The following is a 15,054-nucleotide window of genomic DNA, read 5'->3' as shown; positions in this document are numbered from 1 at the left end:
GATGCCGCCTGAATGACTGCGATCGATCCGACGCTCCGCACTGTCAGAACGACCTGCCCCTATTGCGGCGTCGGTTGCGGCGTGCTGGCTACGCCCGACGGCAACGGCGGAGCGGCGATCGCCGGCGACCCCGAGCATCCCGCTAATTTCGGCCGGCTGTGCTCCAAAGGCTCGGCGCTGGGCGAGACCGTCGGGCTCGAAGGCCGTTTGCTCTATCCGATGATCCGCTGCAGAGGTGTGCTGGAACGTGTCGCCTGGAGCGACGCGCTCGACCATGTCGCCCATCGCATGCAGCACATCGTGGCGCGCGACGGCGCGGATGCGGTCGCTTTCTATCTCTCCGGTCAGTTGCTGACGGAGGACTACTATGTCGCCAACAAGCTGATGAAAGGCTTTGTCGGCACGGCGAATGTCGACACCAACTCGCGCCTCTGCATGTCGTCCTCGGTCGCCGGCCACCGCCGCGCCTTCGGTGCCGACACCGTGCCAGGCTGCTACGAGGATCTCGACCAGGCCGACCTGCTCGTGCTGGTTGGCTCCAATGCGGCGTGGTGCCATCCGATCCTGTTCCAGCGCATGCGCAGGAACAGGGAGGAGCGCGGCGCCCGCATCATCGTCATCGATCCGCGCCGCACCGATACGGCTGATGACATCGATCTGTTCCTGGGCGTCAAGCCTGGCACCGACACCGCGCTGTTCTCTGGCCTGTTCGTGCATCTTGCCGACAATGGCGCTCTCGACAAGGACTATATCGCGAACAACACGTCGGGCTTCGACGATGCGCTCGCGCGTGCGCGCAGCATCGCCGGCAGCATCACGGCTACGGCGCTCGCGACCGGCCTGTCCGAGCAGGACGTCGCTGCGTTCTTTGCGATGTTCCGCGCGACGGAGCGCGTCGTCACGTTGTACTCGCAAGGTGTCAATCAGTCGGCGCAGGGCACCGACAAGGTCAACGCTATACTGAACTGCCATCTCGCCACGGGCCGCATCGGCAAGCCAGGGGCCTCACCGTTCTCGCTCACGGGACAACCCAATGCGATGGGGGGCCGCGAGGTCGGCGGGCTCGCCAACCAGCTCGCCGCGCACATGATGTTCACGCCGCCCGAGATCGACCGCGTGCGGCGGTTCTGGAAGGCACCGCGCATCGCGACCCATGAGGGGCTCAAGGCGGTGCAGCTGTTCGAGGCGATCAATCGCGGTGAGGTCAAGGCGCTGTGGGTGATGGGCACCAATCCGGCGGTGTCGCTGCCGGATGCCGATCTGGTGCGCGAGGCACTGAAGAAGCTCGAGCTGTTCGTGGTCTCGGAGAACGTGCTCTCCAACGACACGGTCGGGGCGGGACCGCATGTGCTGTTGCCCGCGCTCGCATGGGGCGAGAAGTCGGGCACGGTGACCAATTCCGAGCGCCGTATCTCGCGGCAGCGTTCGTTCCTGCCGGCGCCGGGCGAGGCGCGGCCGGACTGGTGGATTCTGAGCGAGGTCGCAAAGCGCCTCGGCTTCGGCGAGGGCTTCAACTACAAATCGGCCGCCGCGATTTTCCGCGAGCATGCCGCGCTCTCGGCCTTCGAGAACGACGGCAGCCGGGATTTCGACATCGGTGCGCTGCAATCGGTGTCCGATGAGGCCTATGATGCGCTGGTGCCGCTGCAATGGCCGGCGCGCGAGGGGCAGGAGGGACCAGGCGCGCGCTTCTTTGCGGGCGGCGGCTTCTTCACCAATGACCGCAAGGGCCGTTTCGTTGCGCCGGAGGTGCCGGCGCTGCGCAGCGAGACCAATGCGGCGCGACCGCTGCGGCTCAACACCGGACGCATCCGCGACCAGTGGCACACCATGACCCGTACCGGCCTCAGCCAGCGGCTCGGGGCGCATCTGCCGGAGCCGTTCGTCGAGATTCACCCGGATGATGCCGGTAAATACGGCGTCGCCGACGACAGCTTTGCCCGCGTCACCACCGATTACGGCCAGTGCATCCTGAAAGTCGTGGTCAGCGAGCGCCAGCAGCGCGGCACGCTATTCGCGCCGATCCACTGGAGCGCGATGAACGCCTCGCACGGCCGCATCGGCGCGTTGGTGCAGTCGTTCAACGATCCGTTCTCGGGGCAGCCGGAAACCAAGGCGACCCCGGCTGCGATCGCCCCGTACGAATATGTTTTCCGTGGCTTTGTGCTGTCGCGAAAAGAACTCGCGCTGCCGCCGCATCTGTGGTGGGCGCGCGTCGCGATCAGCGGCGGCTACGGCTATCTCTTCGCCGACAACGCGGATCTGTCGCGCTGGCCGGCCTGGCTGCACGGAATCGCGAGCGAGGACGTTGCCGAGTACCGCGATTTCGGCGGCGGCGTCTATCGCGCGGCGTCCTTCGTCGGCGATCGCATCGAGGCCTGCCTGTTCATCGGCCCTGCCCATGATGCTGGCGACTGGGAGGTGGTGAAGAGCCTGTTCGCAGCAAATAGCGTCAGCGACGAACAGCGCCGCCTGTTGCTCTCCGGCAGGTCGACCGAAGGCGTCGCCTCGACCGGTCCCGTGGTCTGCGCCTGCTTCGGCGTCGGCCGCGCCACCATCTGCGACACCATCACCGCCGGCGCGCGCAGCGCGGCCGAGATCGGCGCAAAACTCAAGGCGGGCACCAATTGCGGCTCCTGTATTCCCGAGCTGAAGCGGCTGATTGCGGAGACGGGTGGGGCTGCGAAGGAAGCAAAGTTCGCGGGTGCTGCGAGCTAGCGCCACATGCTCCGGCGTCATCGCCCGGATCGCCGCATCGCGACATCGGGATGCTGCAACTCAGTGCCATTGCTGCCATGACAAGCGCAGCAATCGACGGCCCCGACCTTGTGCCCTATGTTGCCACACGCTCCGCAAGCCCCAACAAAATGCCGCAACACGTGGAGAAAACATGAACAAGAAACCTTTCGGCCACACCGGCGCCAGCGTTTCCGTGATCGGGCAGGGCACCTGGTATCTCGACGATGGCGACCGCAAGCGCGCGATTGCAGCGCTTCAGCGCGGGCTTGATCTCGGGATGACGCATATCGACACCGCCGAGATGTATGGCGATGCCGAACTCGTCATTGCCGATGCGATCGCCGGCCGCCGCGACGAGGTGTTCCTGGTCTCGAAAGTGCTGCCGAGCAATGCTTCGCGCCGCGGCACCATCACTGCCTGCGAGCGCTCGCTCAAGCGGCTGAAGACGGACCGGCTCGATTGCTATCTTTTGCACTGGCGCGGGTCCTATCCGCTCGAAGACACCGTGGCTGCATTCGACGAACTGGTGAAGGCCGGCAAGATCAAATCCTGGGGCGTGTCCAACTTCGACGCCGACGATCTCGACGACATCCTCGACGTTGCCGGCGCAGGCAAGATCGCCTGCAATCAGGTCCTGTACCATCTCAAGGAGCGCGCGATCGAGCACGCGGTGATCCCATGGTGCGAGCGGCACGGTGTCGCGGTGGTGGCCTATTCGCCGTTCGGCCATGACGATTTTCCCGCAGCGACGAGCAAGGGCGGCGCCGTGCTCGCGCGCATCGCAGAGGCGCATAGCGCGACGCCGCGTCAGGTGGCGCTGAGCTTCCTCACCCGTGCAACTACGGTGTTCGCGATCCCGAAAGCGTCATCCGCCGAGCATGCTGGCGAAAATGCGGCAAGCGGCGATCTCGTGCTGACCAGGGACGACATCGCCGCGCTGGATGCGGCGTTTCCGCGCGGGAGCAAGCCGCGCAGCCTGCCGATGCTGTAATGCAAAAAAGCGCTCCTTATTAACCGAGCGTTTACACGCGTGCCCATCAGCGCATATCGGCTTCCTGTTTTCGGGCGTTGTGAACGAGGCACATTGGCGTTTTTATAGGCTCACGAGATTCGCATTTTCCCGAGTTCCAGCCGTGACCCCGCCGCCCGCCGTAGCCGCAAGGCTCGACAGTATTTCCGTGCCTATGCCCGAGAAGAAGCAGGCCGCACGCCGCGCACCCGCGCGCGTCGACCATCCCTTCAAGGGCATTGCGCTGGTCCTGTTGTCGACCGTGTTCCTCGGCTGCTCCGATGTCACAGCGAAGTATCTTTCGACGAGCCTGCCGTCGATCGAGATCACCTGGATCCGCTTCCTGACCTTCGCGCTGATGTTCACGCCGGTGATGCTGCCGGCCTCGCCGCTCTATGCGATGCGTACCGAGCGGCTTGGTCTTCAGTTGATGCGCGGCGCGGCGTTGCTCGGCTCCTCGCTGTTCTTCATCACCGGCCTGCGTTTCCTCCCGATCGCCGAAGCTTCCGCCACAGGCTTCGTCTCGCCACTGTTCGTCACTGCGCTCTCGATCATCTTCCTGAGTGAGAAGGTCGGCCTGCGCCGCTGGCTCGCAACTGCGCTCGGTCTCGTCGGTGTCGCGATCATCCTCCGGCCGGGCTCGAGCGCGTTTCACGTTGCCGCGTTCTTCCCCATCGTCTCCGCGTTCTGCTGGGCCGCCGCGCTGATTCTGACGCGCATGATCAGCGGGCGGGAAGCCGTCCTCACCACGATGGCCTATTCCGCGCTCACGGGCGTCGCCCTCCTTAGTGCGATGGTGCCGTTCGTCTGGGTCACGCCGTCCTGGAGCGCCATCGGTCTTGGTATCTTCATCGGCATTGCTTCGACGGTCGGGCAGTGGATCATCGTGCTCGCCTATCGCTACGGCGATGCTTCGGTGCTGGCGCCGTTCTCCTACACGCAATTGCTGTGGGTCAGCATTCTGGGCTTCTTCATCTTCGGCGAGTTGCCCGACGTCTGGACGATCACGGGCGCCGCCTTCATCGTCGCGAGCGGACTCTATATCGCCCATCGCGAGCGTGTCCGCCGCGCCCAGCTTTTGGTGCGCGAAGAGCGGTCCCCGAACGCCTGACGCAATATCTCAGGCCTGGCTCCATGCTATCAACGGCTCCAACAAGAACGGGAGGAGCCGGATGCGGGCCGCAATTTTCAGGAACGGTGAGATTGTCGTCGACAGGATGGCGGAGCCGAAGCCGGGCCCTGGCCAGGTGCTGGTCAAGACGCTCGCCTGCGGCATCTGTGGTTCTGATTTGCATGCGCGGCAGCACGCCCATCGCATGGTTGAGATGGCCAGGAAGGTCGGGCGCACGCCGATGGACCTGTCGCGCGACGTCGTTTTCGGCCACGAGTTCTGCTGCGAGATCGTCGACTACGGTCCGAGTACCGAACACAAGCTGAAGCCCGGCGCTCGCGTCTGCTCACTGCCGGCCCTGCTGACGCCGACGGGCATCCAGGGCATCGGCTATTCCAACGACAATATCGGCGGTTATGCCGAGGCGATGCTGCTCAGCGAACCGCTGCTGCTCGAAGTGCCGAACGGCCTCGCCGCGGAGCACGCCGCGCTGACCGAGCCGCTCGCGGTCGGCGTCCATGCCGTCGCCAAGGCCAACGTGCGCGGCGGCGAGGTGCCGCTGGTCATCGGTTGCGGGCCAGTCGGGCTTGCGGTCATCGCGGCGCTGAAGATCAAGGGGCTGCACCCGATCGTCGCCGCCGATTATTCGCCGGCGCGGCGCGCACTTGCGGCAAAACTCGGCGCCGACATCGTCGTCGACCCCAGAGCGTCGCAGCCCTATGCGGCTTGGGCCGAGCACGCGCAGATGTCGGAGCAGGAGAAAGCCGCGCGGCCGCCGTTCCAGGCAATGCTGCCGGCGCTGAAGCCCGCACTGATCTTCGAATGCGTCGGCGTGCCGGGCCTGCTCCAGCAGGTGTTCGAAGGAGCCCCGCGCGATGCGCGCATCGTCGTGGTCGGCGTCTGCATGGAGAGCGACAAGAGCGAGCCGATGCTCGGCATCATGAAGGAGCTCAATGTCCAGTACGTCCTCGGCTACACGCCGGAGGAGTTCGCCTATTCGCTGCGGCTGATCGCGGAGGGGGAGGTGGAGGCGGCGGCAATGGTGACGGCGGCCGTCGGCATCGACGGCGTGGCAAAGGCGTTTGCCGACCTCGCCAATCCCGAGGCGCACACCAAGATCATCGTGGAGCCGTGGAGATAGAGGCAAGCTGACGTGCGGGACCATCGGTCTTCGCAGACCCAATGGCCTCGCCGTTGATCACGGCGCGGCGGTCGACGATCGCCTGATGGAATTGTGCCAGCACCAAGCCGAAGGCGGCGAGGTCGCCGTCCTCGATGGCGCCGTCCTCGTGGCAGACCAGCGTCTCGCGCAGGATGTCGTCGGCCGCGCGTTGCATGGCTGCGAGTTCATCGAGCGACGATGCGTCGCGCACGCTCACGATCGCGCCGAGCAGGCGGTCGCGGTGCAGTGTATTCAGCTTGCGCTCGTCCCGTCTCAGATAGTGACGCAGCCACGCGGCCACCGAGCCGAGGCCGGAGAGGATCAGCACCGCGCCCCAGATGTAGTCGCTGTACTTGTCCATGAAGCTGCGCTCGTTGCTGTCGATATAGGCGGCAGCGCCGGGATGGGCCGGCAGCGCGGCGTCCTTGTCGGTGTCCGGCTTCTGGATGTGGCTGGCAGCCGGTAATTCCTTCGCAAGCGACGGCCGGATCGTGAACAGCTCGCGAGTGAAGGCTGCGACCGTGTCCTCAGACAGCGAGCTCGGCGCGACGATAAGGTGGTTGACGGCAATGGTGTCAATCTTGTCATCAGGTCGCTGCGGCGAGGAGCCGAACGCACCAGCGGGGATCTCCTCGGATTCATAGAGCGGATGCCGCTCGGCGATGGCGTCGGAGACGTCGACGCCAAGGAATTTTGGCTCGCCGCGCGCCCGCGCCGTTGCGGAGATCGTATCCGCGATCACCTTGGCATCGAGCGCACCGACCATCATGAAGGCGTCGAGCGTGGTGTCCTGCGTCATTTCGGAGATGTGGTCGGTGCCGAACTGCACCAACGTCACTTTCTGCGGATTGACGCCGGACTCCGCAAGGATGACGCGCAGCAGGATCACGTTGGCATCGCCGAGGCCGACAACACCGATGCGTCGTCCGCTGAGGCCCGCGATCTCCGTCACCTTGGACTTCGCCGCGCCCTTGCGGCCCGTCGGCGACCACAACACCACGAAGTTCCGGCGCAGGATCGCCACCGAATTGGTGTCGGGCGGCATGTCGAGGTCGCCGCGCGCCACCGCAAGATCGGTCTTGCCGCCGCCGAGCAGATTGAGGCTTTGCAACGTGCCGTCGGTCTCGATCGGCGTGAGCCGCACTGCGCCGCCCTTCGCATCGAAGGCCCTGGCGAGGGCCTGTATCACCGTCTGGTCGTCGCTGCCGGGCGGGCCGACGGCGATGCGCAAGCTCGCCGGCTGCCAAGCCCAATAGGCAACAGCGAGAACCACCGTCACCGCCGAAAGGATGCTCGCAAGCAGCAGCCACGGGCCGGAGCGACTGCGGCGGCGAAGCAGCGTCTCGCTGGTCACGCTCAAATCGCTCGGCACGGGCATCTCGTGGTCCTCATCCCGAAGGCCGCTTCCCGGTCACCGCGGCCGGCGCCGTCAATATTTCGCGGGCACGTACATCTCCTCCGGAATCGGCCCGCGGTGATAATCGGGGTTGCGGACGCGCGGCGGCAGCGCCACCGGCATGCGCGCGACCTCCTGGTAGGGAATCTGGCTGAGCAGATGCGAGATACAATTGAGCCGTGCGCGTTTCTTGTCCACGGCATCGACGATCCACCACGGCGAATCCGGAAGATGAGTGCGCTCCAGCATCGTCTCCTTGGCCTTGGTGTAATGCTCCCAGCGGCTGCGCGCCTCGACATCCATGGGGCTCAATTTCCACTGCTTGAGCGGATCCTGGATGCGCATTGTGAAGCGGAACTGCTGCTCGTCATCCGTAATGGAGAACCAGTATTTGAGCAGGATGATGCCGGAGCGGATCAGCAGCCGCTCGAATTCGGGCACCGACTCGAAGAACTCCTCGTACTGTTCCTCGGTGCAGAAGCCCATCACGCGCTCCACGCCCGCGCGGTTGTACCAGCTGCGGTCGAACAGCACGATCTCGCCGCCGGCGGGCAGGTGCGTCACATAGCGTTGGAAATACCATTGCGTGCGTTCACGCTCGCTCGGCGCCGGCAGGGCTGCGACCCGGCAGACGCGGGGATTGAGGCGCTGGGTGATGCGCTTGATGACGCCGCCCTTGCCGGCGGAGTCGCGACCCTCGAACAGAATGACGACCTTCTTCTTCTCACTCTGCACCCAGTCCTGCAGCTTGATGAGCTCGCCCTGGAGGCGAAGCAGCTCTCTGAAATAAACCCTGCGGTCCATTGTGGGACCAGGGGTTTCGGTCTCGCTCAGGAGCTCGTCGAGACGGCTGTCGTCAAGCTCGAGCTCAAGCTCCTCGTCGAGGTCGTCGGCCATTTCCTGAATAATGCGGTCGCGCTTGGCGGCTTCAGAGGTGCGGTCGGCTGCGGTCATGGATCCTTCTCTCGGCTAGGGTGCCCGGGGAGGACCATCGGCGGGCTTTGTTGCGCCAATGTGACACTGGAGGCGTGCACGGGAGTTTGCCCCCGGGCGGATTGGGTCAGCGAGCCCGCCGTCACACGGGCAGCGCGATCGAATATTTTACCTGACTGAGCGCGAAGCTCGATTCGATCGAAGCGATGCCGTCGAGGCGGGTGAGCTTGTTCTTCAGGAAGGCCTCGTAGGATGAGAGATCGGCGGCGACGACGCGCAAGAGATAGTCGCGATTGCCAGTCATCAGATAGCACTCCAAAACCTCCTCCCATTTCGAGATCGCGCGCGCAAAGCGGTTGAGGTCCTCTTCCTTCTGCCGTGCCAGCTTGATCGAGATGAAGACGCTGACGTGCAGCCCCAGCGCTTTCTGGTCGACGGTCGCGATATAGCGCGTGATGACACCGCGCTCCTCCAGGAGCTTGACCCGGCGATGGCAGGGCGAGACCGACAGCCCGACCTTGTCGGCGAGTTCCTGCATGGTCAGCCGGCTGTCGGTCTGGAGCAAGGAGAGGATCTTTCGGTCAATGGCATCGAGCTCGGGCATTGGGATGAAACCTGTATGGGATGGCTATCTGTTGGTAAAATATCCCAATTTTTGCGGGTATGGCGCGAAAAATTGAGAATTTTGCCTGCGCCCGCAGGCGTATCATGGGCGATCATCTTCCGGAGCATCGCCATGTCCGTCGATTCCGCCCGCCTCGACACGTTGTCCGCGCTCGCTGTCAAGGTGTTGTGGCTGTCGTCCTGGACCATCCATCACGCCAACCACATCCGCCCCAACGCGGATGGTCTGAAGGTCGGCGGCCATCAGGCCTCGTCGGCCTCGCTCGCGACCATCATGTCGGCGCTGTATTTCCACGTGCTGCGGCCGGAGGATCGCGTCGCGGTGAAGCCGCATGCGAGCCCGGTGTTCCATGCGATCCAGTATCTGTTCGGCCGGCAGACCCGCGAGAAGCTGGAGAATTTCCGCGGCTTCAAGGGCGCGCAGTCCTATCCCTCGCGCACCAAGGACATCGACGACGTCGATTTCTCGACCGGCTCGGTCGGCCTCGGCGTCGCGCAAACGCTGTTCTCGTCACTGGTGCAAGACTACGTCAAGGCGCATGGCTGGATGAAGGACCGGCGCGAGGGGCGGATGATCGCGCTCGTTGGCGACGCCGAGATGGACGAGGGCAACATCTTCGAGGCGCTGGCCGAGGGGTGGAAGCACGGCCTGCGCAACACCTGGTGGGTGGTCGATTATAACAGGCAGTCGCTCGACGCCGTCGTGCGCGAGGGGCTCTGGGAAAAGTTCGAGACCATGTTCCGCAATTTCGGCTGGGACGTGGTCATCGTGAAATACGGCCGGCTGATGCGCGAGGCTTTTGCCGAGCCCGGTGGTGAAGCGCTCAAAGTGTGGATCGACAACTGCCCGAACGCGCTCTATGCGGCGCTGTGCTTCCAGGGCGGCGCGGCATTCCGCAAGCACCTGCATGACGAGATCGGCGACCAGGGGCCGATTACGAAACTGATCGACCGCCGTAGCGATGACGAATTGCTGGCGCTGATGTCGAACCTTGGTGGCCACGACATGGCGAGCATGCTGGAGGCGTTTGAAGCGATCGCTCACGATCGCCCGGTCTGCTTCATTGCCTATACCATCAAGGGCGTCGGCCTGCCGTTCCAGGGCCACAAGGACAACCATGCCGGCCTGATGACGGTCGCGCAGATGGAGAAGTTTCGCAGCACCCAGAACATCCGCCCCGGACATGAGTGGGACAGGTTCGAAGGCATGGCGCAGGATGCTGCCGGGCTCGAAGCCTTCCTCGCGCGCGTGCCCTTCAACCTGGACGGCCGCCGGCTGACCGCACCCGTCGTCGAGGTACCCCCTCAACTCACCTTCAAGCCGTCGGCGCAGATGTCGACCCAGCAGGGTTTTGGGCTGGTACTGAACGAGATCGCGCGCAGCGACAGCGAGCTTGCAAAGCGCATCGTCACGACGTCGCCCGACGTTACCGTCTCGACTAATCTTGGTCCTTGGGTGAACCGGCGCGGCCTGTTTGCGCGCGCCGAGAAGGCGGATTTATTCCGCAGCGAGAAAATTCCATCGACTTTCAACTGGGACGCTTCCCCCAAGGGGCAGCATCTCGAGCTCGGCATCGCCGAGATGAACCTGTTCATCATGATGTCGGCCCTGGGGCTCTCGCACCAGATCAATGGCGAGCGGCTGCTGCCGGTCGGCACGCTCTACGATCCCTTCATCGAGCGCGGCCTCGATGCGCTGAACTACGCCTGCTATCAGGATGCGCGCTTCATGGTGGCGGCGACGCCTTCCGGCATCACGCTCGCGCCCGAAGGCGGTGCGCACCAGTCGATCGCAACGCCGCTGATTGGCATGGCGCAGGACGGGCTCGCCTCGTTCGAGCCAGCCTTCGTCGATGAGCTCGCCGTGATCATGGGCTGGGGTTTTGACCACATGCAGCGCGAGGCGGGCGAGGGGGGCTCGGTCTACTTGCGCCTGTCAACGCGCACCATCGAGCAGGCGCAGCGGATCATGACGGGTGACCTCGCGCAGGGCATCACCGACGGCGCCTATTGGCTGCGCAAGCCGGGCCCCAATGCCGAAGTCGTGATCGCCTATACCGGCGCGGTGGCGCCGGAGGCGATCGAGGCGACGGGCTTCATCGGCGAGAGCCGCCGCGACGTCGGCCTGCTTGCGATCACCTCGGCCGACCGACTTCACGCAGGCTGGACCGCCGCACGGAAATTGCGGCGCGATCGGCGCGGCGTGCAGCATTTGAGCCATATCGAAAAGCTGCTGGCGCCGCTGCCGCGCGATTGCGGTCTCGTGACCGTGATCGACGGCCACCCGGCGACGCTCGGCTGGCTCGGCAGCGTCCGCGGCCATCGTGTCGAAGCGCTCGGCGTCGAGCAGTTCGGCCAGACCGGCACCATAGCCGACCTCTACCGCCACCATGGGCTCGATGCCAACGCGATCATCGATGCGGCCGAAAGCCTCACCACCGGCGCGCCGGTGCTGCATCGGAAGATGGCGGTATAGCGAAAGTAACCTGGGCCGTTAGTAACGGGGACGTCATTCCGGGGCGATGCGAAGCATCGAACCCGGACTCTCGAGATTCCGGGTTCGGCTCTTTGAGCCGCCCCGGAATGACGGGGGGAGCCTTGCCACGGCGCCGGCGCGCGATCATATTCCCGCGCGTCCGCCGCAACGCAGGTCAAGCAGAGGGCGGGTTCAACAACCCGGGTTTTCGTGCAAGGATAGCTGCCGAAACGCCCTCCAATGCTCCCCAAGAAGAGGTCCACAATGGTCAATCGCATGCAATTCTACATCGACGGTGCCTGGGTCGATCCCGCCGTCAAGAAGTCGACGCCAGTCGTCAATCCGGCGACGGAAGAGGCGATGTATGAGGTTGCGCTCGGCTCCAAGGCCGACGTGGACAAGGCCGTCGCTGCTGCCAAGCGCGCCTTTGCCACTTATTCCCAAACCAGCCGCGAGGAGCGCGTCGCGCTGCTCTCCAAGGTCATCGAGATCTACAAGGGCCGTCTCAAGGAGATTGGCGCCGCCGTGTCCGACGAGATGGGCGCGCCGCTGCCGATGGCGGAGAAGCTCCAGGCCGGCGCCGGCCTCGGCCACCTCATGACCACGCTCGACGTGCTCAAGAACTATCATTTCGAGGAGCCGGTCGGCACCGCCATGGTGCTGCGTGAGCCGGTCGGCGTGGTCGGCATGATCACGCCTTGGAACTGGCCGCTCAACCAGATCGCCTGCAAGGTGGCGCCCGCGCTCGCCGCCGGCTGCACCATGATCCTGAAGCCGTCGGAGTTCACGCCGACCTCGGCGCTGATCTTCGCGGAAATCCTCCATGAAGCCGGCGTGCCGAAGGGCGTGTTCAACCTCGTCAACGGCCTCGGCCCCGAGGTCGGCGCGGCCATGAGCGAGCATCCGGACATCGACATGATCTCCTTCACCGGCTCGACCCGCGCCGGCATCGATGTGGCCAAGCGCGCAGCTCCGACCGTGAAGCGTGTCAGCCAGGAACTCGGCGGCAAGTCGCCGAACGTCATCCTCGAAGGCGCGGACCTCACGAAGGCGGTGACCGGCGGCGTGATGCACATGTTCAACAACTCCGGCCAGTCCTGCAACGCGCCCTCGCGCATGATCGTGCCGCTGTCCAAGATGAAGGAAGTGGCCGCGATCGCGAAGGCGGTCGCCGACAAGACCAAGGCGGGCGATCCGCGCGGCGAAGGCACCACCATTGGTCCCGTCGTCAATCGCGGCCAGTGGGACAAGATCCAGGCGCTGATCAAGAAGGGCATCGACGAGGGCGCAACGCTCGTCGCCGGTGGCCCCGGCCTGCCCGAGGGCGTCAACAAAGGCTTCTACGTTCGCCCGACCATCTTCGCCGACGTCACCAGCGATATGACGATCGCGAAGGAGGAGATTTTTGGACCGGTGCTGACCATCATCGGCGCCAAGGACGAAGCCGATGCGGTGCAGATCGCCAACGACACGCCCTATGGTCTTGCGGGCTACGTCTCGGCCGACACGGTCGAGAACGCGAAGAAGGTCGCGCGCCAGATCCGCGCCGGCAACGTCAACCTCCAGGGCGTGCCCAACGATCGCTCCGCGCCGTTCGGCGGCTACAAGCAGTCCGGCAACGGCCGCGAGTGGGGCAAGTACGGCCTCGAGGACTTCCTCGAGGTGAAGGCAGTCGCCGGCTTCAACGCCGCGTAGGCACTTCACACCACAGTTGCAGCGTCGGAGCGGGATGACCGCTCCGGCGTTTCGCATCAGCAGGCGGGCAACCTTCGGTGTTGGCCCTGATCAGGCGCCGAGCGCGGCCGAGATTTCGCCAAGCGTTGCCTTCTCGGCGTCGCTGACCAGGACGCCGCCGCCAAACAGGCTTCCACCCTCAGATGCAGCCTCGGCCGTTTTCTGGCTGATCTGGCGGAGCCAATCCTTGAACGCCACGGCGTCACCGGGCGCCTTGGCTGCGAGGATGGCCGAGACTTGCCGCAGCGAGTCGATGGCTTTGGTTTTAACCTCCGCCGGCTTGCTGTTCGCGAGTTCGGCTTTCAATCCATCGCGAGCCACGCTTCTGCCGTCGCCGGTCATGAAATCGGCAACCACCGCCTTGACCAACGCGTTGGCGCTGGGGTCTGTGGCCGCCTGGCTCAGCGCTGCACCACTCGCAAACGACTCCTTGAGCAGGCCCCACAAGCCGCTCGGTTCAGCCGCTGTGATGGCGATTCCTGCATTCATTGGACTTCTCAAGAGCAAGGCCCATTCGTCCTTCGTAAAACTTGTTTTGTCAGCCATAGGTCCACTCCCTGACACGATCCGCCGTGCGAAAACCGATGAGCGCGGCGACAGTCAGGGTCGCCGCGCTCGGAAATTTCAAACTCGGGCCAGCGAATCGAGCTTTGCTCTGAGATCGTCGATCGCCGGTTTCGCGATCGGCCCGACGCCGGGAGCCGCCATGACCTTGTCGCACATCTGGTTGATGGCCGGCATCGCGGCGGCGATTAGTTTGGCGAGCGCAGTTCGTCCTTCGGGCGTGAGCTTCGCCGCGCGTGTGCCGACGTCGTCGAGCTGCGATATTGCCGCGTTGATTTTTGGCAGAGCCGCCTGCGCCCCGGTGGCATCGGTGATGCTCGGAAGCGCCGACTTCAGGGAGTCGATCGTCGTGTTGACCTGGCTGGCCAAGTTCACACCGTCGACAGTCAAGTTCGGAGGTGCCATGCCCACGGTGGTGGCAGGCCGCGCGGGAGTGGTCTGCTCAGCGACCGTCTGCTGGCCAGGACGGTCGAATGCGTACCATGCAAGACCACCCAGGACGACCAGGGCGGCGAGCCAATAGGGCCATTGAGTGGTATTGGTGGCTGTCGCGTAAGCGGAACTCGCCCGTTCGGTTGCGCTCGCGACTCTACTTCCCGCGGCGGAGGCGGCGGTCATCCCGCTGCGTACCCCGGCCCCTGCCTGGTCGATGAGACCCGCAGCGCTGAGCTGGCTGGCAAGGCCTGCCGGGATGGCCGCGGAAATCTGCCCCTTCTGCGAGCGCAGCAGCGATGCCAAACCGTTTGCATCGAGACCAGTTTCGCGCTGGTGCTGCCCCAGCGCGCCCAGCACGATCGGGCCGAGGATGCTGAGCAGCGACGTTCCGCCGCCATCGCCCACGCCGGCAAACTTTCCAACGGCCTGGGCCATGGTCCCCATGGTTCCGGCGCCGAACAATCCGGACAGCATGCCCGCGCCGGTTTCAGCCAGTCGCTCAGGACCCGCGCTGCGCAAAATATCTGCAAGAGAGCCGGCTTGCTGTTGGGACAGCAGCTTCGATAATTGATTGCTTCCAGCAGGAGTTCCGACAAGGTCTGCCAGCCCGGCTAGCAGTGACGGGACAGCTCCGGCTGTTGCCTTCTCGGCTGTGGTTCGATCGATTCCAAGGAATGAAGCGATTTGCGACAGAACTTCAGGAGTCAGGAATTGCATCACAACGGACGTGAGATTGGCGGCCATGGCGTTCTCTCCGCATTGATTGTTGCAATGTTGCTTTGTTGGGGTAGCTCCTGATCTGCGGGTGGGACGACGGCCGTCGCACGATCTCGTAACGCCTTGTCTTGGGAAATTTCTTGGGAAACTTCGA

The 15,054-nt window shown here is 64.6% G+C and carries 11 protein-coding genes; 6 read left to right on the top strand and 5 right to left on the bottom strand.

Annotated features, from left to right (window positions below):
• Positions 1-12: 12 nt before the first annotated feature.
• From SO156_RS26210 to SO156_RS26195, 4 genes are all read left to right on the top strand, one after another.
• The gene (locus SO156_RS26210) at positions 13-2,718 is read left to right on the top strand and encodes a molybdopterin-dependent oxidoreductase (protein WP_498536768.1); all 2,706 of its coding nucleotides are present in this window, start codon (positions 13-15) and stop codon (positions 2,716-2,718) included.
• A gap of 172 nt (positions 2,719-2,890) precedes the next feature.
• Entirely contained in the window at positions 2,891-3,730 is an 840-nt protein-coding gene (locus SO156_RS26205) for an aldo/keto reductase (RefSeq protein WP_498536767.1), read from the top strand.
• A 187-nt stretch (positions 3,731-3,917) separates the two neighbouring features.
• Complete coding sequence (locus SO156_RS26200; RefSeq protein WP_458144472.1) at positions 3,918-4,859, top strand: DMT family transporter; 942 nt, start codon at positions 3,918-3,920, stop codon at positions 4,857-4,859.
• 61 nt (positions 4,860-4,920) lie between these two features.
• On the top strand, positions 4,921-6,000 hold the full coding sequence (locus SO156_RS26195) for a zinc-binding dehydrogenase (protein ID WP_498536766.1): 1,080 nt from the start codon (positions 4,921-4,923) through the stop codon (positions 5,998-6,000).
• Here the strand turns inward: SO156_RS26195 and SO156_RS26190 are convergent.
• The 3 genes from SO156_RS26190 to SO156_RS26180 all read right to left on the bottom strand — a co-directional run bounded on the left by SO156_RS26190 (position 5,978) and on the right by SO156_RS26180 (position 8,954).
• Positions 5,978-7,399: a TAXI family TRAP transporter solute-binding subunit gene (locus tag SO156_RS26190; protein ID WP_498536765.1), complete on the bottom strand. Its 1,422-nt coding sequence runs from the start codon at positions 7,397-7,399 to the stop codon at positions 5,978-5,980. The genes SO156_RS26195 and SO156_RS26190 overlap by 23 nt on opposite strands.
• A 51-nt stretch (positions 7,400-7,450) precedes the next feature.
• Positions 7,451-8,371 (bottom strand): polyphosphate kinase 2, encoded by a 921-nt coding sequence (gene ppk2, locus SO156_RS26185; RefSeq protein WP_458144423.1) that lies wholly within the window; start codon positions 8,369-8,371, stop codon positions 7,451-7,453.
• A gap of 121 nt (positions 8,372-8,492) precedes the next feature.
• Positions 8,493-8,954 (bottom strand): Lrp/AsnC family transcriptional regulator, encoded by a 462-nt coding sequence (locus SO156_RS26180; protein ID WP_458144422.1) that lies wholly within the window; start codon positions 8,952-8,954, stop codon positions 8,493-8,495.
• 132 nt (positions 8,955-9,086) lie between these two features.
• On the opposite strand from SO156_RS26180, the gene SO156_RS26175 reads away from it, so the two are divergent.
• A complete protein-coding gene (locus SO156_RS26175; protein WP_498536764.1) occupies positions 9,087-11,450 on the top strand; it encodes a thiamine pyrophosphate-binding protein in 2,364 nt (787 codons plus the stop codon).
• Positions 11,451-11,714: 264 nt separating this feature from the next.
• Positions 11,715-13,145, top strand: a complete 1,431-nt coding sequence (locus tag SO156_RS26170) for an aldehyde dehydrogenase family protein (protein ID WP_498536763.1) — start codon at positions 11,715-11,717, stop codon at positions 13,143-13,145.
• A 90-nt stretch (positions 13,146-13,235) separates the two neighbouring features.
• On the opposite strand, the gene SO156_RS26165 is transcribed toward SO156_RS26170, so the two are convergent.
• Positions 13,236-13,730: a hypothetical protein gene (locus SO156_RS26165; RefSeq protein ID WP_498536762.1), complete on the bottom strand. Its 495-nt coding sequence runs from the start codon at positions 13,728-13,730 to the stop codon at positions 13,236-13,238.
• A 78-nt stretch (positions 13,731-13,808) separates the two neighbouring features.
• Entirely contained in the window at positions 13,809-14,927 is a 1,119-nt protein-coding gene (locus SO156_RS26160; RefSeq protein WP_498536761.1) for a DUF937 domain-containing protein, read from the bottom strand.
• Positions 14,928-15,054 lie beyond the last annotated feature (127 nt).

The organism is Bradyrhizobium sp. UFLA05-125, assembly GCF_059803515.1.
This window is presented reverse-complemented; position numbering and strand designations above follow the sequence as displayed.